Origin of the sequence: Streptomyces mayonensis (genome assembly GCF_018982965.1) — a bacterium.
Taxonomy (GTDB): Bacteria; Actinomycetota; Actinomycetes; order Streptomycetales; family Streptomycetaceae; genus Streptomyces; species Streptomyces mayonensis.
Map to the genome: position 1 here is coordinate 50,158 of NZ_JACBYP010000014.1, position 23,479 is coordinate 73,636.

General features: G+C 69.4%; 26 protein-coding genes. 13 read left to right on the plus strand and 13 right to left on the minus strand.

Annotated elements, in window-relative coordinates; genetic code table 11:
• Positions 1–49 precede the first annotated feature (49 nt).
• Positions 50–919 (plus strand): hypothetical protein, encoded by an 870-nt coding sequence (locus HZS56_RS07970; protein WP_216719984.1) that lies wholly within the window; start codon positions 50–52, stop codon positions 917–919.
• 351 nt (positions 920–1,270) lie between these two features.
• On the opposite strand, the gene thiC is transcribed toward HZS56_RS07970, so the two are convergent.
• Complete coding sequence (thiC, locus tag HZS56_RS07975) at positions 1,271–3,100, minus strand: phosphomethylpyrimidine synthase ThiC (RefSeq protein WP_253913903.1); 1,830 nt, start codon at positions 3,098–3,100, stop codon at positions 1,271–1,273.
• Positions 3,101–3,353: 253 nt separating this feature from the next.
• Between thiC and HZS56_RS07980 the strand changes: the two genes are divergently transcribed.
• A complete protein-coding gene (locus HZS56_RS07980; protein WP_216719985.1) occupies positions 3,354–4,901 on the plus strand; it encodes a YibE/F family protein in 1,548 nt (515 codons plus the stop codon).
• 46 nt (positions 4,902–4,947) lie between these two features.
• On the opposite strand, the gene HZS56_RS07985 is transcribed toward HZS56_RS07980, so the two are convergent.
• The 4 genes from HZS56_RS07985 to HZS56_RS08000 form a co-directional block, all read right to left on the minus strand.
• The gene (locus tag HZS56_RS07985) at positions 4,948–5,385 is read right to left on the minus strand and encodes an SsgA family sporulation/cell division regulator (protein ID WP_216720035.1); all 438 of its coding nucleotides are present in this window, start codon (positions 5,383–5,385) and stop codon (positions 4,948–4,950) included.
• 100 nt (positions 5,386–5,485) lie between these two features.
• Entirely contained in the window at positions 5,486–6,211 is a 726-nt protein-coding gene (locus HZS56_RS07990; protein WP_308408023.1) for an IclR family transcriptional regulator, read from the minus strand.
• A gap of 321 nt (positions 6,212–6,532) precedes the next feature.
• On the minus strand, positions 6,533–6,745 hold the full coding sequence (locus HZS56_RS07995; RefSeq protein ID WP_031036668.1) for a DUF5326 family protein: 213 nt from the start codon (positions 6,743–6,745) through the stop codon (positions 6,533–6,535).
• A 174-nt stretch (positions 6,746–6,919) separates the two neighbouring features.
• A complete protein-coding gene (locus HZS56_RS08000; protein ID WP_053133839.1) occupies positions 6,920–7,237 on the minus strand; it encodes a cupin domain-containing protein in 318 nt (105 codons plus the stop codon).
• 59 nt (positions 7,238–7,296) lie between these two features.
• Between HZS56_RS08000 and HZS56_RS08005 the strand changes: the two genes are divergently transcribed.
• The 6 genes from HZS56_RS08005 (at position 7,297) to HZS56_RS08030 (ending at position 12,038) form a co-directional block, all read left to right on the plus strand.
• The gene (locus tag HZS56_RS08005) at positions 7,297–7,674 is read left to right on the plus strand and encodes a phage holin family protein (RefSeq protein WP_216719987.1); all 378 of its coding nucleotides are present in this window, start codon (positions 7,297–7,299) and stop codon (positions 7,672–7,674) included.
• Between the two features lie 4 nt (positions 7,675–7,678).
• Positions 7,679–8,173 (plus strand): low molecular weight protein-tyrosine-phosphatase, encoded by a 495-nt coding sequence (locus HZS56_RS08010; RefSeq protein ID WP_216719988.1) that lies wholly within the window; start codon positions 7,679–7,681, stop codon positions 8,171–8,173.
• Positions 8,170–9,357: a cystathionine gamma-lyase gene (locus tag HZS56_RS08015; protein WP_216719989.1), complete on the plus strand. Its 1,188-nt coding sequence runs from the start codon at positions 8,170–8,172 to the stop codon at positions 9,355–9,357. Before HZS56_RS08010 ends, HZS56_RS08015 begins: the two co-directional genes overlap by 4 nt.
• Positions 9,358–9,555: 198 nt before the next feature.
• Positions 9,556–10,461: a LysR family transcriptional regulator gene (locus HZS56_RS08020; protein ID WP_216719990.1), complete on the plus strand. Its 906-nt coding sequence runs from the start codon at positions 9,556–9,558 to the stop codon at positions 10,459–10,461.
• A gap of 69 nt (positions 10,462–10,530) precedes the next feature.
• On the plus strand, positions 10,531–11,013 hold the full coding sequence (locus tag HZS56_RS08025; protein ID WP_216719991.1) for an NUDIX domain-containing protein: 483 nt from the start codon (positions 10,531–10,533) through the stop codon (positions 11,011–11,013).
• 158 nt (positions 11,014–11,171) lie between these two features.
• A complete protein-coding gene (locus HZS56_RS08030; protein WP_216719992.1) occupies positions 11,172–12,038 on the plus strand; it encodes a GNAT family N-acetyltransferase in 867 nt (288 codons plus the stop codon).
• Positions 12,039–12,058: 20 nt separating this feature from the next.
• On the opposite strand, the gene HZS56_RS08035 is transcribed toward HZS56_RS08030, so the two are convergent.
• The gene (locus HZS56_RS08035) at positions 12,059–12,478 is read right to left on the minus strand and encodes a GlcG/HbpS family heme-binding protein (protein WP_216719993.1); all 420 of its coding nucleotides are present in this window, start codon (positions 12,476–12,478) and stop codon (positions 12,059–12,061) included.
• A gap of 116 nt (positions 12,479–12,594) precedes the next feature.
• Complete coding sequence (locus HZS56_RS08040) at positions 12,595–13,806, minus strand: MFS transporter (RefSeq protein ID WP_216719994.1); 1,212 nt, start codon at positions 13,804–13,806, stop codon at positions 12,595–12,597.
• Positions 13,807–13,946: 140 nt separating this feature from the next.
• Here HZS56_RS08040 and HZS56_RS08045 point away from each other — a divergent pair, with 140 nt between their 5' ends.
• Entirely contained in the window at positions 13,947–14,411 is a 465-nt protein-coding gene (locus HZS56_RS08045; RefSeq protein ID WP_216719995.1) for a MarR family winged helix-turn-helix transcriptional regulator, read from the plus strand.
• A gap of 37 nt (positions 14,412–14,448) precedes the next feature.
• Positions 14,449–14,916: a GNAT family N-acetyltransferase gene (locus HZS56_RS08050; RefSeq protein WP_216719996.1), complete on the plus strand. Its 468-nt coding sequence runs from the start codon at positions 14,449–14,451 to the stop codon at positions 14,914–14,916.
• Positions 14,917–14,989: 73 nt separating this feature from the next.
• Here HZS56_RS08050 and HZS56_RS08055 read toward each other — a convergent pair whose 3' ends face one another.
• Positions 14,990–16,375, minus strand: a complete 1,386-nt coding sequence (locus HZS56_RS08055; RefSeq protein ID WP_216719997.1) for a serine hydrolase domain-containing protein — start codon at positions 16,373–16,375, stop codon at positions 14,990–14,992.
• A gap of 61 nt (positions 16,376–16,436) precedes the next feature.
• Entirely contained in the window at positions 16,437–17,915 is a 1,479-nt protein-coding gene (gene dnaB, locus HZS56_RS08060) for a replicative DNA helicase (protein WP_216719998.1), read from the minus strand.
• A gap of 459 nt (positions 17,916–18,374) precedes the next feature.
• Here dnaB and HZS56_RS08065 point away from each other — a divergent pair, with 459 nt between their 5' ends.
• A complete protein-coding gene (locus HZS56_RS08065; protein ID WP_216719999.1) occupies positions 18,375–19,712 on the plus strand; it encodes an MATE family efflux transporter in 1,338 nt (445 codons plus the stop codon).
• Between the two features lie 136 nt (positions 19,713–19,848).
• Here the strand turns inward: HZS56_RS08065 and rplI are convergent, their stop codons facing one another.
• The 4 genes from rplI to rpsF all read right to left on the minus strand — a co-directional run bounded on the left by rplI (position 19,849) and on the right by rpsF (position 21,552).
• Complete coding sequence (gene rplI, locus HZS56_RS08070) at positions 19,849–20,295, minus strand: 50S ribosomal protein L9 (RefSeq protein ID WP_216720000.1); 447 nt, start codon at positions 20,293–20,295, stop codon at positions 19,849–19,851.
• A gap of 18 nt (positions 20,296–20,313) precedes the next feature.
• Complete coding sequence (gene rpsR / locus HZS56_RS08075; RefSeq protein ID WP_003949403.1) at positions 20,314–20,550, minus strand: 30S ribosomal protein S18; 237 nt, start codon at positions 20,548–20,550, stop codon at positions 20,314–20,316.
• Between the two features lie 46 nt (positions 20,551–20,596).
• Positions 20,597–21,181, minus strand: a complete 585-nt coding sequence (locus HZS56_RS08080) for a single-stranded DNA-binding protein (protein WP_216720001.1) — start codon at positions 21,179–21,181, stop codon at positions 20,597–20,599.
• 80 nt (positions 21,182–21,261) lie between these two features.
• Complete coding sequence (gene rpsF, locus HZS56_RS08085; RefSeq protein WP_019324683.1) at positions 21,262–21,552, minus strand: 30S ribosomal protein S6; 291 nt, start codon at positions 21,550–21,552, stop codon at positions 21,262–21,264.
• Positions 21,553–21,827: 275 nt separating this feature from the next.
• On the opposite strand from rpsF, the gene HZS56_RS08090 reads away from it, so the two are divergent.
• Entirely contained in the window at positions 21,828–22,133 is a 306-nt protein-coding gene (locus HZS56_RS08090; RefSeq protein WP_216720002.1) for a hypothetical protein, read from the plus strand.
• Between the two features lie 138 nt (positions 22,134–22,271).
• A complete protein-coding gene (gene femX, locus HZS56_RS08095; protein WP_216720003.1) occupies positions 22,272–23,393 on the plus strand; it encodes a peptidoglycan bridge formation glycyltransferase FemX in 1,122 nt (373 codons plus the stop codon).
• Positions 23,394–23,479 lie beyond the last annotated feature (86 nt).

Genomic DNA, 23,479 nt, shown 5'->3' on the forward strand with positions numbered 1-23,479 from the left:
CCGACGGCTCGTTGGCATGCGAGCCCCAAGCCCTACGGAGCATCGGGGGATGCACATGAACAGCGTTCCGCAGCACCTGTCCAACGAGGACCGCCTGGAGTACGAGCGGATCCTCGACGAGGCGCTGCGCTCCGCACCACACCGCCCGGATCTGGCCGCGGTCGGACAGCGGCTCAACTCCGCCCAACTGCGCACCATGGCACTCAACGCCACGGCCCTGATCACGGCGGCGGCCACGACCGAGTACCAGCACTACGTGAAGGTCCGCGAGGAACTGCGCCATCCGGCGCCGTCCGCGTCCCCGCCGGCCACGCGCGAGTCCGGCTCCGAGGAGCAGGGCACGAGCACGGCGGGACTCGCCGCCACCATGGGCGAGGTGGCCGAGACGACCGGTGCGGGCGCCACCGCCGTCGTCGCCGTCCTGGCACCCGTCCTGGCCGGCACGGCCGCGGCGATCTTCCTGCTTGTCGGGTACCTCCTGAAGATGCTCGACCCGGGACAGACCTTCGCCCAGACCATGCTCACCACCGGATGGGTGTTCGGCGCCGTGACCGCGGTGGCGATCCTCGTCGCCGCGGCGGGCCTGCTGCTCACCGCGCTGCGCAACCGGCCCTCCGCAGAGTCCGGCTTCTACGGCGCACTCGACGAAGAAGTGGCCAGGGCCAGGCAGGCCTGGCAGGAGGCCCTGCTGGAACGCGGCATACTCCCCTTCCTGCGGGAGGCGCTCAGCGACCCGGACACGGCGGCGATGCACCCCACCGGACCCGCGGGCCGGGCCGGCCGCATGCCGCACCTCGGCTACGGCCGTCCGGGGTTCAGCAGTCCCGACGGCGGGACCGAAACGGGCCATCGTCCGCGCTACTCCAGTCCGGACTACAGCAGTCCGGACTTCGGCGGCCCGGAACACCGGTCCGAGTAGCCACCGGCCTGGGCGGGCAGCGCATCAGAGGATGCCCGCCCGGCCGGCGTCTCGGGGCCGGAGCCAGGGGAGCGTCGTCCACGGTGCCCCCGGAGTCTCCGGCCGGCCGCGCGAGCACCGGGGCGCACGGAACGATGCGTTCGACTGCCGTCTCCGCCGACCGCAGGTCCGCCTCGACGGTGTCGGTCGCCTCCTGCGCACCGGAACGCTTCGCTCGTCGACGACGAGGTGGGCGCCCTTGCTCAGTGGGGCGGCAGTCGAACGCCCCGTCTGCTGATCCGCACATCCGGGCCGGGAGAGAGCGGCGCCCCGATGCCCCGCTCTCTCCGGACCGCGGTGCCTGGGCGGGCCTCAGTCCACGACGGGCAGGTACACCCGGTTCCCGGCGGCGGCGAACTCGGCCGACTTCTGGGCCATGCCCTCCTCGATCTCGGACCTGCTCCCCCCGTGCTCACGGCGGATGTCCTGCGAGATCTTCATCGAGCAGAATTTCGGCCCGCACATCGAGCAGAAGTGGGCCGTCTTGGCAGGCTCGGCCGGCAGGGTCTCGTCGTGGAACTCGCGTGCCGTGTCCGGGTCGAGGGCCAGGTTGAACTGGTCCTCCCAGCGGAACTCGAAGCGGGCGTCCGACAGCGCGTCGTCCCACTCCTGTGCACCCGGGTGCCCCTTGGCGAGGTCGGCGGCATGGGCGGCGATCTTGTAGGTGATGACGCCCGTCTTGACATCGTCACGGTTGGGCAGTCCCAGATGCTCCTTGGGCGTGACGTAGCAGAGCATGGCCGTGCCCCACCAGGCGATCATCGCGGCACCGATACCGGAGGTGATGTGGTCGTACGCCGGCGCGACGTCCGTCGTCAGCGGACCGAGCGTGTAGAACGGGGCTTCGTCGCAGATCTCCTGCTGAAGGTCGATGTTCTCCTTGATCTTGTGCATCGGGACATGTCCCGGGCCTTCGATCATGGTCTGTACGTTGCAGCGCTTCGCGATCCGGTTGAGTTCCCCGAGAGTGCGCAACTCGGCGAACTGGGCCTCGTCGTTGGCGTCCGCGATCGAGCCCGGCCGCAGGCCGTCGCCGAGGGAGTACGTGACGTCGTACGCGGCGAGGATCTCGCAGAGTTCCTCGAAGTTCTCGTACAGGAACGACTCCTGGTGGTGCGCCAGGCACCAGGCGGCCATGATGGATCCGCCGCGGGAGACGATGCCGGTCTTGCGGTTCGCGGTCAGCGGTACGTAGGCCAGGCGGACGCCCGCGTGAACCGTCATGTAGTCCACGCCCTGCTCGGCCTGTTCGACGACGGTGTCCTTGTAGATCTCCCAGGTCAGCTCCTCGGCCCGGCCGTCGACCTTCTCCAGTGCCTGGTAGAGCGGCACGGTACCGATGGGGACGGGGGAGTTACGCAGGACCCACTCGCGGGTGGTGTGGATGTTGCGGCCGGTGGAGAGGTCCATGACCGTGTCGGCGCCCCACCGGGTCGCCCAGGTCATCTTCTCGACCTCCTCCTCGATGGAGGAGGTCACCGCCGAGTTGCCGATGTTGGCGTTCACCTTCACGAGGAACCGCTTGCCGATGATCATCGGCTCGGTCTCGGGGTGGTTGACGTTGGCGGGCAGTACCGCACGGCCGGCCGCGATCTCCTCGCGGACCACTTCGGGCGAGACGTTCTCCCGCAGCGCCACGTACTCCATCTCCGGCGTGATCTCGCCCCGGCGGGCGTACGCGAGCTGCGTGACCGCCCGGCCGTCCCGGCCCCGGCGTGGCTGGCGGGGCCGTCCGGGGAAGACCGCGTCGAGATTGCGCAGCCCGCCGCGCGGCGAGGTGTGCTTGATGCCGTCGTCCTCGGGACGGACGGGGCGACCCGCATACTCCTCGGTGTCGCCGCGGGCGGTGATCCAGTTCTCCCGCAGCGGCGCCAGCCCCCTGCGGACGTCGGTGTCGACGAGTGGATCGGTGTACGGGCCCGAGGTGTCGTACAAGGCGACCGACTGCCCGTTGGTGAGGTGCACCTGACGGACCGGCACCCGCAGGTCGGGGCGCGAGCCCTCGACGTACGCCTTGTGCCAGCCGATGGACTTCCCGGCCTCCCCGGGTTCCTCGTGGGCGGAGTTCTGCTCGGAGTTCCCCGCGGAGCTCTGGGCGGAGTTGTGCGTGGAGGCAGGCGTGCGTGCGTCCTTGATGGTCATGAGACCTACTCCCTACGCCGGCATTACCCGGTAACAGGTTCGGCGGTCGACGCAGCGGATTCCGTCTGACGACGCTTCGTGGGATACATCACTCGGCTTCGGTGATGTTCCACGTGAAACATCGCTGGGACGGAGGTCAGCGCCCTCTCAGCCCGGTGCTCCGAGCTCCCGCGTGTACAAAGGTGCCTCCACGCTAGCGCTCATTCGGGCGCGGTGAACAGAGGGCCCCCGTCGTTCTTGCGATGATCGGTCGGTGACCACACCGCAGCATCCCCCCTTCCCGCCGCACGACCCCCGACGCGGACCGGCCACCGGAGCGGGCGACAGCCGGTCGGCCGACCGTGCCCCCGACGGCGCCCACGGCGCCCGGGACGGCAGACACGACGCAGGGCCCGGACATGGTGCGGACGGCGGTCACGGCGGCCACGGCGGCCACGACAGCTCTGGCGGCTTCGGCGGCTCCGACGGTCACGGCGGCGGGCACGGGCACTCGCACGCTCACGGGCCGGCGGCGCCGGTGTCCCGGCATCTGCGCAAGGTGATCGCCGCCGTTCTGATCCCGTTCGCCGCGGCGGTCCTGGTCGGGCTCGCGGTGCTGTGGCCCGGGGGTGCGCCGCCGCACGAACGCACCGGCGTCGGCTTCGACCGCCAGACCCAGCAGGCCACCGTCACCAAGGTGGTCGAACTCAGCTGTCAGTCCGTCAATGCCTCGGCCGTCCCGCCGACCGGTGACACCTCCACCGCCGAGGGCTCCTCCGCGGTGCAGCAGGCGAACGGCGACTGCAAACGCGCGACGATCCGGGTCGACACCGGCGGGGACAAGGGCCGGACGTTCGACGAGATCGTGCAGCCGGACCAGTCACGGCAGTTGCACGAGGGCCAGAAGGTCGTGGTCGCCTACGAGCCCTCCGCACCGCGGGACCTGCAGTACTCGGTGACCGACATCAACCGCCGCCTCCCCCTCTCCCTGCTCGCGGGCATCTTCGCGCTCGCCGTGGTCGTCGTCGGGCGCCTGCGGGGGCTGATGGCGCTGATCTCGCTGGCCATCAGCTTCCTGCTGCTGAACTTCTTCATCCTCCCGGCGATCCTGCAGGGTTCGAACCCTCTGGCCGTGGCGGTGATCGGGTCCAGCGCCATCATGCTGATCGCGCTGTATCTGTGTCACGGCCTGTCGGCCCGCACCTCCGTGGCCGTACTCGGGACGCTGATCTCGTTGTTGCTGATCGGCGTTCTCGGGTCGCTGTTCATCGGGTGGTCCGCGCTCACCGGCAACACCGACGACAACACCGGCCTCATTCACGGCCTGTATCCGTCGATCGACATGAGCGGTCTGCTGCTGGCCGGAGTCATCATCGGTTCGCTCGGTGTCCTCGACGACGTGACGGTCACCCAGACGTCGGCGGTGTGGGAACTGCACGAGGCCAACCCGACGATGGGCTGGCGCGGGCTGTACCGCGCGGGCATCCGCATCGGGCGCGACCACATCGCCTCGGTCGTCAACACACTCGTCCTCGCCTACGCGGGCGCCGCGCTGCCTCTGCTGCTGCTGTTCTCGATCGCACAGAGCGGGGTGGGCACGGTCGCGAACAGCGAGCTGGTCGCGGAGGAGATCGTACGGACGCTGGTCGGTTCGATCGGCCTGGTGGCGTCAGTGCCGGTCACCACGGCCCTCGCCGCCCTGGTGGTCTCGGCGGACCGGACCACCGACCGGCCGGTGGCAGAGGCGGCCGGGGCCCCGGCCAACGGTGCGGGGGCGGCAGTGCCCGCACGGGGTGGACGGGGTCGCCGCCGTAAGCGCTGATGCGCCCGGGGGACGTGAAACGTGGCAGCGGGGCTGCTGTAACGGTTCAGCCCGCGCTCTGTTCCTCCGCGAGGATTCGGTCCAGGGCCTCGTCGAGGTGGGTGTCGAAGCCCGCGAGTGCACCCTCCTGGCCCAGCGGCACCAGCTTGTCGGTGCGGTCGAGGAACGCCACCAGCGGGGCGGCCGAGGAACGGAAGAGGGCCTGGTCGGAACCGACCTGAAGGCGGATCATCACCTCGGCCAGCGGCTCGGGGTCGACCGGTGCGATCCGCACATCTCCGTCACCGCAGGGCCGGACCACTCCGTCGACCAGCAGCTCCCGGCCGAAGGCCCAGGTCACCGGCGCGTCGCCGGGCAGATGGAAGGTCAGGCGCACGGCATAGGGATCACTGGTCTCGTAGCGCAGCTCCACCGGAATACGGAAAGAGAGCTCCTCGGACACGAGAAAGCTCATCATGACCTCTGCCTGCACGGACTCGCCCATCGCCATACCCCGTCATTCGCCGTCGACTGGCCGGGAATCAAACCTCTAACACTGGTGGCATCTTGCTCAACGTACACACCAGATCACAAGGAGTGAGTTTTCAGATACTGATAGAAAGTGCAACTGATCCCAGGTGCCGCCCGACCTCATGCTGCAACTGGCGTGCCGCGAGCAGCAGCCGGTCGGCCTGCTGGAGCGGCAGGGAGATGGCCACGGTCGCGGCCGTGGTGCCGACGGTGATCGGGACGGCCGCGCAGACCGTTCCCAGGGCGTACTCCTGACGTTCGAACACCGGCGTCATCCGGCGCGTGCGATCCAGTCGTCTCAGCAGACCGTGTCCGTCACGCACCGTGTACGGCGTGACCGGCCGCACCGGGTAGCGGTCGAGGTGCTCGCGGCGGGTCTCCTCGTCCAGCTGCGAGAGCAGGCACTGGCCGACGGCGTGCGCGTGTCCCGTCTCGCGGAAGTCCGCCCACTCCTCGACAGCGGGGGCGCCCGGAGTGTCGGACACGCACATGACCTCGATCTCGCCGTCGCGGTACATGGCGTAGTACACGGGCGCGCCGATGGCGTCCCGCCAGCGCGCCAGCGCGTCGGCCACCGTGCTGCGACGTTTCTGCTCGGCGCCGTTGCTGCTCAGCCGCTCGGTTGCCTCGCCGAGGAAGAAGAGGCCCTTCTCCCGGCGCAGGTAGCCCTCGTGCACCAGTGTGCGCAGCAGGTGGTAGGCCGTGGGCAGCGCCAGCCGGGTCTCGCGGGCCAACTGCTTGGCCGGGGCTCCGTACTCGTGCCTCGCGACGCACTCCAGAAGCCGCATCGCCCGCTGCACGGAACCGATGAGCGTCGCCGCCGCGGGCGGCTCGGCGGCGGGAGGTGCCGGAGGCGTCCGCGGCGCCGCACAGGGCTGCACGGGGAGGGTGTGCGGCGGAGCGCATGCGGTGTCAGCCATGGCCAAGGGTCACTCCCGGAACGCGAGGAGGCAGCCCGTGCGGGGGACACGGGTGGGGGTGTACGCCGTCCGCGAGGTCGCCCCCGCGTGGAGGTTCGGACTCTAACCGCCGCTCACCGGTCACCGGCGTCCCGTCCGCGAAACTTCCCCCGCGCGAGGGAACCGGTGATTCCTGTTACCGCCACCGGTGCCCCACCGCCCTCACCAGTCGCTGCGCGAGGAGGAACTCGACATGAACTTGCGTACGACATAGATCAGTCCGCCCACGAGCGCGACGAAGACCAGCACCTTGAACAGCAGTCCGATCACGAACCCGACCACGCTGGCGATCAGTCCGCCGAACACGACCAGGGCGATGATCGGCACCGCGATCCACTTCACCCACCACGGCAGTCCCGTGAAGATCTCTCGCATCGCCCTCGTCCTTACCCTTCCGTCCCTCGGGTGCCGGGCCTTCGACGGCCCGGCCCCGTCCGGGAATCCTTTGAATGTCCTGCACTCGATGCTAGAGGCGCGAGGGCTCCGGCAGGGCTCCCGCATCCCTTGTCTCCCCCTGACCGATCCCCTAGGGAACCCCGGGGTCCCGACTCAGCTCTCGGGCGGAGAGAACACCACCAGGACCCGCAGGTCCTCGCTGATGTGATGGAACTTGTGGGCGACCCCGGCCGGCACATAGACCACACTGCCGCGGGCGACCTGGGTGGTCTCCATCCCCACGGTGATCGCCGCCCGTCCGCTCACCACGAAGTACACCTCGTCCTGTGCGTGCGGCTTCTGCGGATCGGCCGTCCCCGCGTCCAGGGCGTACAGACCGACCGACATGTTCCGCTCCCGCAGGAACTGCAGGTAGGCACCGTCGTTGGCGGCGCGTTCCGCCTCCAGTTCGTCCAGCCGGAATGCCTTCATCGCCTCGTCCGCCCCTGCCTCACCGTTCTTTGCCGACCGCGTCTGCCACGATCAGACACATGAAGAATTTCCTAGTCAAGACGATCGCCAACGCGGGCGCCCTGGCGGTGGCCGTGTGGCTGCTCGACAAGATCACCCTGAGTGGTGGCAGCACCGGCGAGAAGGCAGCCACCCTGATCGTGGTGGCCCTGGTGTTCGGCCTGGTGAACATGCTGGTGAAGCCCGTCGTGCAGGTGCTGACCTTCCCGCTGTTCATCCTGACACTCGGGCTGTTCACGTTGGTGGTCAACGCCCTCATGCTGCTGCTCACCTCGTGGCTGGCAGGCAAGCTCGACCTGAGTTTCCACGTGGACGGCTTCTGGACGGCCGTTCTGGGCGGACTGATCGTCTCGATCGTCTCCTGGGCCCTGAACGCGTTCCTGCCCGACGAGGACTGACCCGATGACCTACCGCGTCTGCTTCGTGTGCACGGGCAACATCTGCCGCTCGCCGATGGCCGAGGCCGTCTTCCAGGCGCGCGTGGAGGACGCCGGGCTCGGCGAACTGGTCGAGGCCGACAGCGCCGGCACCGGCGGCTGGCACGAGGGTGAGGGCGCCGACCCGCGCACGGTGGCCGTCCTCGCGGACAACGGCTACGGCCTCGACCACACGGCCCGGCAGTTCCAGCAGTCCTGGTTCGCCGGTCTGGACCTCGTGATCGCCCTCGACGCCGGTCATCTGCGGGCCCTGCGCCGTCTCGCGCCCACGGAGCGGGACGCGGCGAAAGTGCGGCTGCTGCGCTCGTACGACCCCGCCGCCGACACCGGTGACCTGGACGTACCGGATCCCTACTACGGGGGCACCGACGGCTTCGAGGACTGTCTTGAGATGGTGGAGGCGGCGAGCGGCGGACTGCTCACCGCGGTACGTGAGCACGTGGAAGGACGGGCGGCATGAGCGACTCCACCAGCAGCGACGGAGCGGGTGCACGGACGCGGAGGGCCTCCTCCGGCGGCGGTGACGGCACGCGCGCGGTGCGCGCCGGACTGCCCGAGCCCGTCAAGCACGAGCCGACCCTGCCCGGCCCCGTCTTCGCCGCCCACTTCCATCTGCCGGGCGAGCCGACCGGCCCGTACACCTACGGCCGTGACGAGAATCCGACCTGGACACACCTCGAGCAAGCCATCGGTGAACTGGAGGCGCCCGGAGAGTCCGGTGCCGAGACGCTCGTGTTCGCCTCGGGCATGGCCGCCATCTCCTCGGTGCTCTTCTCGCAGCTGGGCGCCGGGGACGTGGCAGTGCTGCCCGACGACGGCTACCAGGCACTGCCGCTGGTCCGCGCGCAGCTGGAGGCGTACGGCATCGAGGTGCGCACCGCGCCGACCGGCGGTGACGCCCAGCTCGACCTCCTGGACGGGGCGGGACTGCTGTGGATCGAGACACCGTCGAACCCGGGACTCGACGTGTGCGACGTGCGGCGGCTCGTCGAGGCGGCACACGCGAGCGGTGCCCTGGTCGCCGTCGACAACACCCTCGCCACACCGCTCGGGCAGCGCCCGCTGGAGCTCGGCGCCGACTTCTCGGTGGCCAGCGGCACCAAGCAGCTGACCGGCCACGGTGACGTCCTCCTGGGCTACGTGACCGGTCGCGATGCCGGTGCGATGGCGGCCGTGCGGCGCTGGCGGAAGATCGTCGGTGCCATCCCCGGCCCCATGGAGGCCTGGCTGGCGCACCGCTCGATCGCCACCCTCCAGCTGCGGGTCGACCGGCAGGACGCCACTGCCCTCCGGGTCGCCGAGGCGCTGCGGGCCCGGCCCGACGTGACCGGGCTGCGCTACCCGGGACTGCCCGGCGACCCCTCGCACGAGATCGCCGCGCGGCAGATGCTGCGCTACGGGTGCGTCGTCTCCTTCACGTTGCCCACGCGCGCGCGTGCCGATCGTTTCCTTGACGCGCTGCGGCTGGTGGAGGGTGCGACGAGCTTCGGCGGGGTCCGTTCGACCGCCGAGCGGCGCGGACGCTGGGGCGGCGACGCGGTGCCTGAAGGCTTCGTACGGCTCTCGGTCGGCGCGGAGGATCCCGAGGACCTGGTGGCCGATCTGCTGCGCGCGCTGGACGAGTCGGCGGACGAGCCGGCCTGAGCGCGGAACGGCGGACGGTCCGAACCTCCCCCCTCGTGGCTCGGACCGTCCTCCGGTTCTGCGCGCGAAGAACCGCGCGAACAAGGCTAGTTGACTGTATGTCAGTGTCCAATCACAGTAGCGACAGCGACCTATCGACATATTTATAGTTGGCACGGGCGGGGCGAAGAACCGGAGAGGGAGAGGGGAAGTGCTTCCGTGGATCTGGCCTTGCTGCGCACTTTCGTCACCGTGCACCGGGCCGGCTCCTTCACGCGCGCGGCAGCCCTGCTCGGCCTCTCCCAGCCCGCAGTCACCTCGCAGATCCGCACCCTGGAGCGCCAGATCGGCCGTCCGCTGTTTCTGCGCCAGGCCCGCGGCGTGACCCCGACGACCATCGGCGACGAGCTCGCGCACAAGGCCGCACCGCACCTCGACGCCCTGGTCGAGATCACCGAGACCGGACTCGAGGACGACTCCTCCCTGCGGACCCTGCACCTCGCCGGGCCGCCGGAGTTCACCGCCGAACGTGCCCTGCCCGCGCTCACTGCGCTCAACGGCGAGGACGGCCAGGCCTTCGCCCTGCGTGCCTCGTTCGGCAACGCCGAAGAGACGCTGGAGGGCCTGGCCGCCGGGCATCACGATCTGGCCATCGCCACCGCCCGCCCCCGCGGCGCACTGCTCACCGGGACGCCGCTCTGCGACGAGGAGCACGTCCTGGTCGCCGCGCCCCACTGGGCGGAGCGGGTGGGCACCGAAAAGCTCAGCAGTACCGACGCGCCCGCCCTGGAGAGCGTCCCCGTGGTCGAGGTGCACGAGTCGCTGCCCTTCGTCGCCCGCTACTGGGCGTCCGTCTTCGACGCCTGCCCGGCCGGCCCGGGCACGGTCGTCGCTCCTGACCTGCGCGCTGTCCTCGCCTGTGCGATCGCGGGCGCCGGCCTGGCCGTCCTGCCGCGCTATCTGTGCGCACCGGCACTGGAGCGCGGTGACGTCGTCGCCCTGCACGAGCCCGCGATACCCCCGCTGCGGACGTACTTCCTGGTGGTGCGTACCGGCACCCTGGCGATGCCGCACATCGCCAGGGCCCACGAATGGTTGCTGCACGCGGCAGCCGGCTGGAACTGACCGGACGGCCTCGCCGACCGTGCCGCCCCACGATGTTTCACGTGGAACCAGCCGGGCCACATTTTCCCCATGACCGTCCGACCCGTGGTCAAGCGCACCGCACGCGCCGTTCTCCTGGACGGCGGCCACCTGATTCTGATCAAGCGCACCAAGCCCGGTGTCGATCCCTACTGGGTCACTCCCGGGGGCGGGGTCGAGCCGGACGACACCACCGTGGTGGACGCTCTGCACCGCGAGGTGTACGAGGAACTGGGCGCCAAGATCAGCGACGTGGTCCCCTGCTTCGTGGACACGGTGGAGCACATCGGCGAGGACGGCGGCGCGACCGGGGTGAAGGTGCAGCACTTCTTCGTCTGCCACCTGCAATCCATGGACCCGGCCCTCCGGCACGGTCCCGAGGTCGACGATCCCGCGGGTGAGTACGAGATCGTCCGAGTGCCCTTCACCCGGGTGGGGATCGCCTCCGTCCACCTCGTACCGCTGTCGCTGCGGCACTACCTGGACGGCAACATCGAGGGCGTGCTGGCCCTGCACGCTCCCGACCTCGGCTGACGCGGAGGGCGGCCGGGCCCGCGGTCGGCCGGCTGAGCCGACCGGGCGTCCGCCAGGTGTCGGCCCGCTGTGCGCTCGGCCACGAGATGGCCAAAAGCTCATGTGTTCCACCGGAAAGAGGTGGACGCGGACCGCCGTGGTCGGCCAGCCTGACCTGCGTGCCGACACCTTCCGCCGCCTCCGCACCGATCCGCCGTCTGACACTCCGCGACCTTCGTGCCTGCGCAGACCTCTCCGAGGACCGGGGGTGGCCGCGCGAGGAGCACAAGTGGGGATTCCTCCTCACAGCCGGGCAGGGGTACGGCATCGACGACCCGGGCGGCGGACTCGTCGCCGCGTGCACCGTCACCGAGTACGGGCCGCACGGACGCCCGTCCCTCGCCGGGATCGGGATGGTTCTGGTCGCCGAGCGGCACGCCCGTCAGGGCGTCGGTCGGCGTCTGATGCGCCACGTCCTCTCACTCCTGGGCACCACACCCCTGACCCTCCATGCGACGCCGCACGGCCGTCCGCTCTACGAGGAGCTCGGCTTCAAGGTCACCGGCCGCGCGGAGATGGTGCGCGGACGTTTCACCCCGGGCGGGCACGGACCCGGCGTTGCCACTCGGGCAGCCACGGCCGAGGACCTCACCACGATCGTCCGGCTCGACGAGGAGGTCTTCGGTGCCGACCGCACGCACGTCATCACGCGGCTGCCCGCCTTCGCCGACCAGCTGCGTGTCGCCGAGGAGGACGGGCGGATCACCGGGTACGCGGCGGCCTGGCCGAACATGGACACCCACGTCGTGGGACCGCTGATCGCCCGTGACACCGACACGGCGAAGGCACTGATCGGCTCCCTCGCGGCCCGCACCGACCGACCGCTGCGCACGGACGTGGACGCACGGCACGAAGGGCTGCTGGCCTGGCTGAAGGAGCGCGGCCTCGCCCTGGTCGCCCCGAACGCCGTCATGACGTACGGCATCACCGAGCTGCCCGGGGACTGGAACCGGAGGTTCGCACCTCTGACGGTGGCGGCGGGCTGACGCTGTGCGGGTTCACGCCGTCAGGCGAGGGCCCGCACGGCCGACGAGGCGAAGCCGTGGTCCTGCTCGGGTGCGCCTCCGCCGACTCCGACCGAGCCGATCAGCCGGCCCTCACGGTGGACGGGCATCCCACCCGCGATGAACAGCAGTGGCCGGTCGAGTGCCGTGGGCAGGGTGTGGAAGAGGCCTCCGGGCTGGACGGCGTCGACGAGATCGGCGGTGGGGGCGTTCAACTGGAGTGCCGTGTAGGCCTTGCGGGTGCTGGTCTCACCGGAGATCAGCACGGCGCGGTCGTCGCGCCGGAAGGCGAGCAGGTGGCCTCCCGCGTCGAGGACCGTGACGCTGACGGTGACCCCTTCGTCCTCGGCGGCGCGGTGGGCGGCGGTGACGAGGACTTCGGCGTCCTCGGTCGTCAGCGGGGCGACAGCGGTGGTGGTCATGGAGTTCCTCCTTGTTTGGTGCCCGGTGGTGGGGGTGCCCGACGCGGGGGTGCGGGTGCGGGCGGGTTCGTCCAGGCGGCGCGTGGCGCCAGGGGTGCGTGCCCGGGTCGGTCAGGTCAGTGCCGTACGGCGGCGGCCCGCTGCGCTGCGGGTGTTGACGCGGCGGCCGTCCCGCGGGAGGCGCTCCCGCGCCGCTCGAGAGCGGCCGAGAGGACGGCGAGGACGAGGGCCGCGGCGGCGAGAACCGCACCGACCCAGTTCGGAGCCGTGTAACCGAGGCCGGCGCCGATGACGACGCCCCCGAGCCAGGCGGAGAGCGCGTTGCCGAGGTTGAAGGCGCCGATGTTCACGGCCGAGGCCAGCGTCGGGGCGCCGTGCGCATGGTCGAGGACGCGCTTCTGCAGGGGCGGGACGGTGGCGAAGCCGAGGGCTCCGATCAGGACGACGGTCACGGCTGAGGCGAACTTGTTGTGCGCGGTGAGGGTGAAGAGGGCGAGCACGACGGACAGGGCGCCCAGGGAGACGTACAGCAGGGGCATCAGGGCGCGGTCGGCGAACCTGCCGCCGACGAGGTTGCCACCGACCATGCCGAGACCGAAGAGGACCAGCAGCCAGGTGACCGAGCCGTCCGCGAATCCGGCGACACGGGTCATCATCGGTGCGATGTACGTGATGGCCGCGAAGACGCCGCCGAAGCCGAGAACGGTCATGGCCATCGCGAGCAGTACCTGGACGTTCCTGAACGCGCCCAGTTCGTGCCGCAACCGCACGCCCTCCGCCCGGGGCACGTCGGGAACCAGCATGGCGATCCCGAGCAGGCCGAGGAGGCCCAGCGCGGCGACGGCGGTGAAGGTGACCCGCCAGCCGACGGCCTGCCCGACGAGCGTGCCCAGCGGTACGCCCACGACGTTGGCGACGGTCAGTCCGGTGAACATCGTCGCGATCGCGCCGGCCCTCTTGTGCGGTGCGACCAGGTCGGCGGCGACGACCGAGCCGATACCGAAGAAGGCACCGTGGGCGAGCGAGGCGACCACGCGGCCGATCAGCATGACGGAGAAGGCCGGGGCAAGGGCGGACAGCAGGTTGCCGACGATGAACAGGCCCATCAGCAGCATCAGCATCCGCTTGCGCGGAATCCTGGTGCCGAGCACGGTCATCAGCGGGGCGCCGAACATCACACCGAGCGCGTATCCGGTCACCAGGTAGCCGGCGGTGGGGATGGAGACCCCGTAGTCGCCCGCGACCTCGGGCAGCAAGCCCATGATCACAAACTCGGTCGTTCCGATGCCGAAGGCCCCGATCGCGAGGGCCAGAAGTGCGAGAGGCATGGCGGGGGATACACCTTCCCAGAAGATTGCAAGAGCACTTTGCGCGCGCTCACATTAATTGCACACGCGGGTTACTTGCAAACGCGGGCAGTCGCGGTACTGGTCTACCCTGGTATCAGCGCTCAGGGACGGAGGAACACATGACAGCGACGGATCCCGCGCTCACCGCCCTCTCCCAGGGCTGGTGCGCCCTCTCGCTGCTGCACGGCAGGATCGAGGCGCATGTCGAACGCGCCCTGCAGTCCGGGCACGACCTGAGCGTGCGGGAGTACTCCCTGCTCGACGTGCTCAGCCGCCAGCACGACGGCGACGGCGGGCATCTGCAGATGAAACAGGTCGCGGACGCCGTCGTACTCAGCCAGAGCGCGACCACCCGCCTGGTCACCCGGCTGGAGGACCGCGGACTGCTCGAGCGCTACCTGTGTCCCACCGACCGGCGCGGTATCTACACCAACGTCACGGCAGTCGGCCTGACACTGCTGGACGAAGCGCGGCCCACGAATGACGCAGCCCTGCGCGAAGCCCTCGACGAGGCCGCCACCCATCCCGACCTGGCACCGCTCGTCAGGGCTGTGAAGACCCTCAAGACCCCCGTGCCTGCCTAGGACCCACCCGCCGGGACCTCGGTCTTAGAGTGCGGCCATGGGAGATCTCGAAATACGCCCCGCCACCGCAGCCGACATTCCGGCGGTCGTCACGATGCTCGCGGACGACCCTCTGGGCGCCCGGCGCGAGTCGCCGGACGACTTGAGCCCTTATCTGGCCGCGTTCGAACGGCTCAGCACCGATCCGAACCAGCATATGGTCGTCGCCGTCCGCGACAACCGGGTCGTCGGGACACTGCAGTTGACGATCGTCCCGGGGCTGTCCCGGCGCGGCGCCACCCGGTCGATCATTGAAGGGGTGCGCATCCACGCCGATGAACGCGGCAGCGGCCTGGGCACGCAGTTCGTCGAGTGGGCGATCGCCGAGTCCCGGCGGCAGGGATGCCACCTGGTGCAGCTCACCTCCGACAACACCCGCACCGATGCCCACCGCTTCTACGAGCGGCTCGGCTTCTCCGCGACGCACACGGGTTTCAAGCTCGAGCTCTCACACATGCCTTCGTGACGCCGCTCCTCGATGGCGAGTGGCCCTGTTTCACGTGAAACAGGGCCACTCGCCATCGAGGAGCGGACGACGACTACCCGATCCCCCGCCATCCTTCCGGGTCCACTCCACCCGGCACGGCGGCCCCTTCGTCGTACGGACTGCGCGTGAAGACGAACGACCCGAGGTCCAGATGACTCAGGCTTCCGTCCGGGCGGCGCACCACCTGCAGCCGTTCCCCGGCGTAGTAGCCCTCCAGTCCCGTCCAGCTCCCGTCACCGTTTGCCCGGAAGCGTGAGCAGCGGCCCTGGCCCGACAGCGGCCCCAGCGAGAGACCGTCGTCGGCTGTGAGCCGCAGCGCAAAGGCATGCGTCCCCCAGTACCACTGCCCCGCCAGCTCCAGGACGGAAGCGTGGGCCGCCGGCAGCGGCCGCCACGGTTCGGGGATCCGGGGTTCTGCCTCCGCGACAATGCGCACCAGATCGGCACCGACCCCGGCGAGCAGCGGGCCGGAGGTGCAGTTGGCCAGTGCCACCGCGGCGACGTCATCCTCCACGGAGAGGGTGAGGTTGGCCAGGAACCCTGGGAGAGAGCCCGAGTGCCCGACCAGCAGCCGCCCGTCCCGGTGTTGGAGCTGGAGACCCAGGCCGTAGGCGGCTCCGTCCACGACATCCGCGGCCTCGGCGGGCGCAGCCGGCGCCCTCATCTCCCGCACGGTCTCCGCGCCGAGGACCCTGTCGTCCCCTTCCGCCAGAAAGACGGCGAACCGGGCCAGATCATCTGTGGTGGACCAGAGCTGACCGGCTGGGGCCATCAGCCCGAGATCCTCGGCGGGCTCGGCCAGCATCACATCGGCCCACGGGTGCACCGCCCAGCCACCGGCGTGCGGGGCACTGGGCCTCGTGCTCGTACGGTTCAGCTCCAGCGGTTCCAGCACCTCCCGCCGCAGCACTTCCTCCCACGGGGCACCACGAAGCTTCTCGACCAGCGCGCCGAGCACGGTGTAGCCCGGGTTGGAGTAATGGTGCCGGCGGCCCGCGGGATGCAGCAGCGGCTGCTTGCCCAGAACATCGGCCAGCTCGGGCCGCAACGTCCCCGGTGTCCGCTCCCACCACGGCGCGGGCGACTCGGCGGCAAGTCCGCCCGAGTGTGCCAGCAGCTGGGCGATCGTGGCCTCCCCCGCTCCGGTGCCGGGCAGGTGCTTCTCCAGCGGGTCCCCGAGATCCAGCACACCTTCGTCGCGCAGCCGCAGAACGAGCACGGCGGTGAAGGTCTTCGTGATCGAACCGATCCGGTACTGGACATCTTCGTCCGGACCGTGCCCGTCGACCGACGTCCGCGCACCGTGCCACACAGTCCGTCCGCCCCGGACGACCGCCGCGACGAGCGACGGTGCGCGCCCCTCCGACTGGGCCACGGCGATCCGGTGCAGCAGCGACCGCCGGGTGGCAGGGAGCAGATCTTCCTGAGATGTCGTCATGCCCCCAGTCCATCGGCCGGAACACCTCACGTCGAGCCGATTTCTCCGTGCCGGGAGGGGCTCAGGTCTGTGCCATGTCCACGAAGCGTGAGTAGTGGCCCTGGAAGGCGACCGTGATCGTGGCCGTCGGGCCGTTGCGGTGCTTGGCCACGATCAGGTCCGCCTCGCCCGCGCGCGGCGACTCCTTCTCGTAGGCGTCCTCACGGTGCAGCAGGATGACCATGTCGGCGTCCTGCTCGATCGAACCGGACTCACGCAGGTCGGAGACCATCGGCTTCTTGTCCGTGCGCTGTTCGGGGCCACGGTTCAGCTGGGAGAGCGCGATGACCGGGATCTCCAGCTCCTTCGCCAGGAGCTTGAGGTTGCGGGACATGTCCGAGACCTCCTGCTGACGACTCTCGGCACGTTTGGAGCCGCCGGACTGCATCAGCTGGAGATAGTCGATGACAACCAGCTTGATGTCGTTGCGCTGCTTGAGCCGACGGCACTTGGCGCGGATCTCCATCATCGAGAGGTTCGGGGAGTCGTCGATGTACAGCGGTGCGGCCGACACGTCGGGCATCCGGCGGGCCAGGCGGGTCCAGTCGTCGTCGGTCATCGTGCCGGACCTCATGTGGTGCAGCGCGACACGCGCTTCGGCGGACAGCAGGCGCATCGCGATCTCGTTGCGTCCCATCTCCAGCGAGAAGATGACACTCGGCAGGTTGTTCTTGATCGAGGCCGCGCGCGCGAAGTCCAGCGCGAGCGTCGACTTGCCCATGGCGGGACGGGCTGCGATGACGACCATCTGGCCCGGATGGAGGCCGTTGGTCAGCGAGTCGAAATCCGTGAAGCCCGTGGGCACGCCGGTCATCTCGCCGCTGCGCGACCCGATCGCCTCGATCTCGTCGAGCGCACCCTCCATGATGTCGCCGAGCGGCAGGTAGTCCTCGCTGGTCCGCTGCTCGGTGACGGCGTAGATCTCGGCCTGGGCGCGGTTGACGATCTCGTCGACGTCGTCGTCGGCCGCGTATCCCATCTGGGTGATCCGGGTACCGGCCTCCACCAGACGACGCAGGACAGCCCGCTCGTGCACGATCTCCGCGTAGTACGCGGCGTTGGCGGCGGTCGGCACCGTCTGGACGAGGACGTGCAGGTACGAGGCGCCGCCGACCTTGTTGATCTCACCGCGCTTGGTGAGTTCGGCAGCGATCGTGATGGGGTCGGCGGGCTCTCCCCTGGCGTAGACGTCGAGGACGGCCTGGTAGACCGTCTCGTGCGCCGGTTTGTAGAAATCGTGGCCCTTGAGGATTTCGACGACGTCGGCGATGGCGTCCTTCGACAGGAGCATGCCGCCGAGGACTGACTGCTCGGCGTCCAGGTCCTGCGGCGGCACCCGCTCGAATGAGGGACCGCCACCGTCCCAGGCGCTGCTTTCCGAGCCGCGTTCGTGCTGCTCATCGCGGCCCCGGCCCCCCTCGTCGCGACGGCGGGAAGCAGGCAGACGATCGCTTGGACCGCTGTCGGCCCACGGGTCGTCCAAGGGCTCGGAAATGCTCACCGAGCCACCTCCTCCCGTCCGCCGAGCGGACCTCGCCGTGCCCCTCATTTCTACGGCACGGCACTGACAAATAGGACGCCCAACTCCGGTTCTGGCGCGTCGGTTTTGTGACGATTCATCAGCCGACACGCGGAGCATGTGCCGGACCACGTTAGGCCGGTCGGCACCGTCAGCCAATCTGGTTATCCACAGGCCATGTGGACGACGGGCCATAAGCTGTGGAGAACTCCGTCAAACCTGTGCACGACCCGGTGGACAGCCCTGTGAACAAGCCCGGACCACACCGAGAAAAGCTACGCTGACCTGCCCGTTCGTCATCCACGGCCTGTGCAGGAGAAAAACTTTCCCACGCAGATCAAGATCGCTTCGAACCGTGCCCGGAAGTGCACACGGCGAGACGGAACGTAAGGGGTGGAAGTCCTTTGCATCTCTTACCTGTGGACGATTAGATTGGTGCTCATGACACAGGCTCCCGAGCGTTCCCGAACAGTCCGCCGCCGGCACGACCGAGAGATCGTCGCGCTGGCCGTTCCGGCCTTCGGCGCGCTCGTCGCCGAGCCTCTGTTCGTCATGGCCGACAGCGCCATCGTCGGCCATCTCGGCACCGCACAGCTCGCGGGTCTCGGCATCGCCTCGGCTCTTCTCACCACGGCTGTCAGCGTCTTCGTCTTCCTCGCATACGCCACCACTGCGGCCGTGTCGCGGCGCGTAGGAGCAGGCGACCTGCAGGCCGCCATCCGTCAGGGCATGGATGGCATCTGGCTGGCGCTGCTGCTCGGCGCCGCCGTCATAGCCGTGGTGCTGCCCACGGCACCCTCCCTCGTCGAACTCTTCGGCGCCTCCGAGACGGCGGCCCCCCACGCCATCACCTATCTGCGCATCTCGTCCCTCGGTATCCCCGCCATGCTCATCGTGCTGGCGGCCACCGGTGTCCTCCGAGGCCTCCAGAACACCCGGACGCCGCTCTATGTGGCCGTCGCGGGCTTCGTCGCCAATGCCGTCCTCAACGTCGTGCTCGTCTACGGCGCCGGTCTCGGCATCGCCGGGTCTGCCTGGGGCACCGTCATCGCCCAGTGCGGCATGGCCGCGGTGTACCTGTGGGTGGTGATCCGCGGCGCACGACGACACGGTGCCTCCCTCCGCCCCGACGCCGCCGGCATCAGGGCTTCCGCGCAGGCGGGAGCGCCACTGCTCGTGCGCACTCTGTCCCTGCGGGCCATTCTCATGATCACCACCGCCATGGCGGCGCGGCTCGGCGATGCCGACATCGCGGCCCATCAGATCATCCTGTCCCTGTGGAGCCTGCTTGCCTTCGCCCTGGACGCCATCGCGATCGCCGGTCAGGCCATCATCGGACGGTACCTGGGGGCAGGGGACGACCAGGGTGCACGCGACGCCTGCCGCAGGATGGTGGAGTGGGGCGTCGCGGTCGGGGTGGTACTCGGGCTGCTCGTGGTGCTGTCGCGTCCGGTCTTCCTGCCGTTGTTCACCGGCGACTCCGCGGTCATGGACGCCGCACTGCCCGCTCTGGTGATCGTGGCTGTGGCGCAGCCCGTCTGCGGTGTGGTCTACGTCCTGGACGGCGTACTCATGGGCGCCGGGGACGGCCCGTACCTCGCCTGGGCCATGCTGCTGACACTCGCGGTCTTCACACCCGCGGCACTTCTCGTCCCGACCGTCGGTGGCGGGCTCACCGCTCTGTGGGCCGCCATGACGCTGATGATGGCGATGCGGCTCGTGACCCTGTGGTGGCGTACGAGGTCGGGGCGGTGGATCGTCACCGGCGCCACTCGTTGACGACTTCGGCTGACGGTTTCACGTGAAACGACACGCTTCCCCGGGGGACACCGGTTTCACGTGAAACGCGGCAGAGGGGCCGCATCCCCCAAGCTGGGGGATGCGGCCCCTCTCATCGCTTCGGCGAGCGCAGGGCTCAGGCAGCGACGACCTCGACGTTGACCTTGGCGTCAACCTCGGGGTGCAGACGCACGGACGTCTCGTGAGCGCCCAGGGTCTTGATCGGCGAGCCCAGCTCGATACGACGCTTGTCGACCTCGGGGCCACCAGCAGCCTTGATCGCCGAGGCGACATCGGCCGGAGTGACGGAGCCGAAGAGACGACCGGCGTCGCCCGAGCGGACGGCCAGACGAACCTTCACACCCTCGAGCTGGGCCTTCACCTGGTTGGCCTGCTCGATGGTCTGGATCTCGTGGATCTTGCGAGCACGACGGATCTGCTCGACGTCCTTCTCGCCACCCTTGGTCCAGCGGATCGCGAACTTCCGCGGGATCAGGTAGTTGCGAGCGTAGCCGTCCTTGACGTCGACGACGTCGCCCGCGGCACCGAGGCCGGAGACCTCGTGGGTGAGGATGATCTTCATGTTTCGGTCACCCTTCCCTTATCGCGCGGTGGAGGTGTAGGGCAGCAGCGCCATCTCACGGCTGTTCTTCACTGCCGTGGCGACGTCACGCTGGTGCTGGGTGCAGTTGCCGGTCACGCGGCGGGCACGGATCTTGCCGCGGTCGGAAATGAACTTCCGCAGCATGTTCGTGTCCTTGTAGTCCACGTACGTGACCTTGTCCTTGCAGAACGCGCAGACCTTCTTCTTCGGCTTGCGCACAGGCGGCTTAGCCATGATGTTTCTCCTGTGTGATCAAGAAGTGTGGGTAGAGCCCGCCCGCTTAGAAAGGGGGCTCGTCCGAGTAGCCGCCACCGCCGCCGCCGGAGCCACCGCCCCAGCCGCCACCGCCCTGCTGACCGCCGGCGGGAGCACCGCCGGTCGCCCAGGGGTCGTCGGCCGGAGCGCCGCCGCCCTGCTGACCGCCGCCGGGGCCGCCGCCCCAGCCGCCGCCACCCTGGCCGCCGCCACCGCCGCCGCCGTAACCACCCTGGCCGCCGCGGCCCGAGGTCTTGGTGACCTTGGCCGTGGCGCTGCGGAGGCTCGCGCCGACCTCGTCGACGTCCAGCTCGTAGACCGTGCGCTTGACGCCCTCACGGTCCTCGTAGGACCGCTGCTTCAGCCGGCCCTGCACGATGACGCGCATGCCTCGCTGGAGCGACTCGGCGACGTTCTCCGCCGCCTGGCGCCAGACCGAGCAGGTCAGGAAGAGGCTCTCGCCGTCCTTCCACTCGTTCGTCTGGCGGTCGAAGGTGCGGGGAGTCGACGCGACACGGAACTTCGCGACGGCCGCACCGGACGGGGTGAAGCGCAGCTCGGGGTCGTCGACAAGATTGCCGACGACCGTGATGACGGTCTCGCCTGCCATGGGGAACCTCTCGGCGGGTTTGCTGCTCTGGCTGCTTGGTTGCTGCTGCTCGAATCCCGGAATCAGCTGAGCGGCAGAGCTCAGTGGGTCTCGGGACGGAGGACCTTGGTCCGGAGGACCGACTCGTTCAGGTTCATCTGGCGGTCGAGCTCCTTGACGACCGCAGGCTCGGCCTGCAGGTCGATGACCGAGTAGATGCCCTCGGGCTTCTTCTTGATCTCGTACGAGAGCCGACGACGGCCCCAGGTGTCGACCTTCTCGACCTTTCCGCCGCCGTCACGGACGACGGAGAGGAAGTTCTCGATCAGCGGGGAGACAGAGCGCTCCTCGAGATCGGGGTCGAGGATGACCATCACCTCGTAGTGACGCATGTGGAACCCACCTCCTTTGGACTCAGCGGCCACGGTCGTTCCGTGGCAGGAGGGTTGCGATGCGTTCGCACCGGCATCAATGAGTAAACCAGGGCCCACTGACAATCGGGCCTCCTGCGAGGAGGTGGCCCGGGTGTGGCCGGCAACCGACACCGGTGCGGAAGGTACAGCGTACCCGGCTGTCGCCTCGCGGTTGAAATCCGGCCCCCGGGGGGCACAATCGGTAGTCAGGGATGTGAGGGCGAAGACACACTGCCTTCGGCAGGAGGTTCTCCATGGCACAGATCATGCGACCCGCCAAGCCCCGGACCGGCTTGCTGGCCACCGACGGCAAGCCGCACCCGCTCCAGGACGCGCTGCTGGCCGTGACCCTGGTGCTGGGAGTCCTCGCCCTGGCCACGGCGAGTTTCCGGGGGCTGCACATCCTGACCTCCTGGGCCGGGCTGCTGGGCGTCCTGACCGGCGGATACGGCCAGTACATCTCCGCGACGACGCGTGAACGCTTCGGCCTCGTGCTGGGGCTCGGTGCCTCCGCGCTCGGTCTGTTCTTCGGCATCTACCACGGCGGGCTCTTCGGCTGAGTCCCGCCGCCTCCCGCCCGGGAGGCAAGCCCTTCCGGCCCGTACGCCGGACGGGGCGCTCACGGGGCGCAGTAGGCTTCGCGCGAGAGCCGGAGCCCCTGTACCCATGGGGACACACCAGCCCGAGGAGCGCCCCGAATGAGCCTGACCCTGAGGACCATCAGCCGCGAGCAGCATCTGGCCCACATCCAGAGTCTGCCGGCGGCGAGCCACATGCAGGTCCCGGCATGGGCTGACGTCAAGGCGGAATGGCGCTCCGAGAACCTGGGCTGGTTCGACGACCGGACCGGAGAGCTGGTGGGCGTCGGCCTCGTCCTCTACCGGCAGCTGCCCAAGATCAAGCGCTACCTCGCGTACCTCCCCGAGGGCCCGGTCATCAACTGGTACTCGCCGAACCTGCAGGACTGGATGGAGCCGATGCTGGCCCACCTCAAGCAGCAGGGCGCCTTCTCGGTGAAGATGGGTCCGCCGGTCATCATCCGGCGCTGGGACGCCGCATCCATCAAGAAGGGCATCCAGGACCCGGACGTCAAGCGCCTGCGGGACATAGAGGCGGACCACATCGAGCCGCGCGCCTTCGAGGTGGCCGACAAGCTCCGCCGCATGGGCTGGCAGCAGGGTGAGGACGGCGGCGCCGGCTTCGGCGACGTGCAGCCGCGGTACGTCTTCCAGGTGCCGCTGGCCAACCGCTCCCTGGAAGAGGTCCACAAGAACTTCAACCAGCTGTGGCGCCGCAACATCAAGAAGGCCGAGAAGGCCGGCGTCGAGGTCGTCCAGGGCGGCTACCACGACCTCGAGGAGTGGCAGCGCCTGTACGAGATCACGGCCGTGCGCGACCGCTTCAGGCCGCGACCGCTGTCGTACTTCCAGCGCATGTGGGCGGCGCTCAACAACGAGGACCCCAACCGCATGCGGCTCTACTTCGCCCGGCACAACGGGGTGAACCTGTCCGCGGCGACCATGCTGGTCGTCGGCGGACACGTCTGGTACTCCTACGGGGCCTCCGACAACATCGGCCGCGAGGTCCGGCCCTCGAACGCCATGCAGTGGGCCATGCTCCGCGATTCCTATGCCCTGGGTGCCACCGTCTACGACCTGCGCGGCATCTCCGACTCCCTGGACGAGAGCGACCACCTCTTCGGCCTGATCCAGTTCAAGGTGGGTACGGGCGGGCAGGCGGCCGAGTACCTCGGCGAGTGGGACTTCCCGCTGAACAAGCTGCTCCACAAGGCGCTCGACATCTACATGTCGCGCCGCTGACCCACTGCCCGTCCTTCCCGGACCGGCAACACCGACCGATCAGTACCTCCGACCGATCAGTACCCCTGACAGCCACCAGAAAGGTT

Excerpts from the sequence above, each read along its gene's own strand:
- HZS56_RS07970 (WP_216719984.1), top strand. The coding sequence starts at position 50 with ATGCACATGAACAGCGTTCCGCAGCACCTGTCCAACGAGGACCGCCTG.
- thiC (WP_253913903.1), bottom strand. The coding sequence starts at position 3,100 with ATGACCATCAAGGACGCACGCACGCCTGCCTCCACGCACAACTCCGCC.
- HZS56_RS07985 (WP_216720035.1), bottom strand. The coding sequence starts at position 5,385 with ATGGGCGAGTCCGTGCAGGCAGAGGTCATGATGAGCTTTCTCGTGTCC.
- HZS56_RS07995 (WP_031036668.1), bottom strand. The coding sequence starts at position 6,745 with ATGCGAGAGATCTTCACGGGACTGCCGTGGTGGGTGAAGTGGATCGCG.
- HZS56_RS08000 (WP_053133839.1), bottom strand. The coding sequence starts at position 7,237 with ATGAAGGCATTCCGGCTGGACGAACTGGAGGCGGAACGCGCCGCCAAC.
- HZS56_RS08005 (WP_216719987.1), top strand. The coding sequence starts at position 7,297 with ATGAAGAATTTCCTAGTCAAGACGATCGCCAACGCGGGCGCCCTGGCG.
- HZS56_RS08010 (WP_216719988.1), top strand. The coding sequence starts at position 7,679 with ATGACCTACCGCGTCTGCTTCGTGTGCACGGGCAACATCTGCCGCTCG.
- HZS56_RS08015 (WP_216719989.1), top strand. The coding sequence starts at position 8,170 with ATGAGCGACTCCACCAGCAGCGACGGAGCGGGTGCACGGACGCGGAGG.
- HZS56_RS08025 (WP_216719991.1), top strand. The coding sequence starts at position 10,531 with ATGACCGTCCGACCCGTGGTCAAGCGCACCGCACGCGCCGTTCTCCTG.
- HZS56_RS08035 (WP_216719993.1), bottom strand. The coding sequence starts at position 12,478 with ATGACCACCACCGCTGTCGCCCCGCTGACGACCGAGGACGCCGAAGTC.
- HZS56_RS08040 (WP_216719994.1), bottom strand. The coding sequence starts at position 13,806 with ATGCCTCTCGCACTTCTGGCCCTCGCGATCGGGGCCTTCGGCATCGGA.
- HZS56_RS08045 (WP_216719995.1), top strand. The coding sequence starts at position 13,947 with ATGACAGCGACGGATCCCGCGCTCACCGCCCTCTCCCAGGGCTGGTGC.
- HZS56_RS08050 (WP_216719996.1), top strand. The coding sequence starts at position 14,449 with ATGGGAGATCTCGAAATACGCCCCGCCACCGCAGCCGACATTCCGGCG.
- HZS56_RS08055 (WP_216719997.1), bottom strand. The coding sequence starts at position 16,375 with ATGACGACATCTCAGGAAGATCTGCTCCCTGCCACCCGGCGGTCGCTG.
- HZS56_RS08065 (WP_216719999.1), top strand. The coding sequence starts at position 18,375 with ATGACACAGGCTCCCGAGCGTTCCCGAACAGTCCGCCGCCGGCACGAC.
- rplI (WP_216720000.1), bottom strand. The coding sequence starts at position 20,295 with ATGAAGATCATCCTCACCCACGAGGTCTCCGGCCTCGGTGCCGCGGGC.
- rpsR (WP_003949403.1), bottom strand. The coding sequence starts at position 20,550 with ATGGCTAAGCCGCCTGTGCGCAAGCCGAAGAAGAAGGTCTGCGCGTTC.
- HZS56_RS08080 (WP_216720001.1), bottom strand. The coding sequence starts at position 21,181 with ATGGCAGGCGAGACCGTCATCACGGTCGTCGGCAATCTTGTCGACGAC.
- rpsF (WP_019324683.1), bottom strand. The coding sequence starts at position 21,552 with ATGCGTCACTACGAGGTGATGGTCATCCTCGACCCCGATCTCGAGGAG.
- HZS56_RS08090 (WP_216720002.1), top strand. The coding sequence starts at position 21,828 with ATGGCACAGATCATGCGACCCGCCAAGCCCCGGACCGGCTTGCTGGCC.
- femX (WP_216720003.1), top strand. The coding sequence starts at position 22,272 with ATGAGCCTGACCCTGAGGACCATCAGCCGCGAGCAGCATCTGGCCCAC.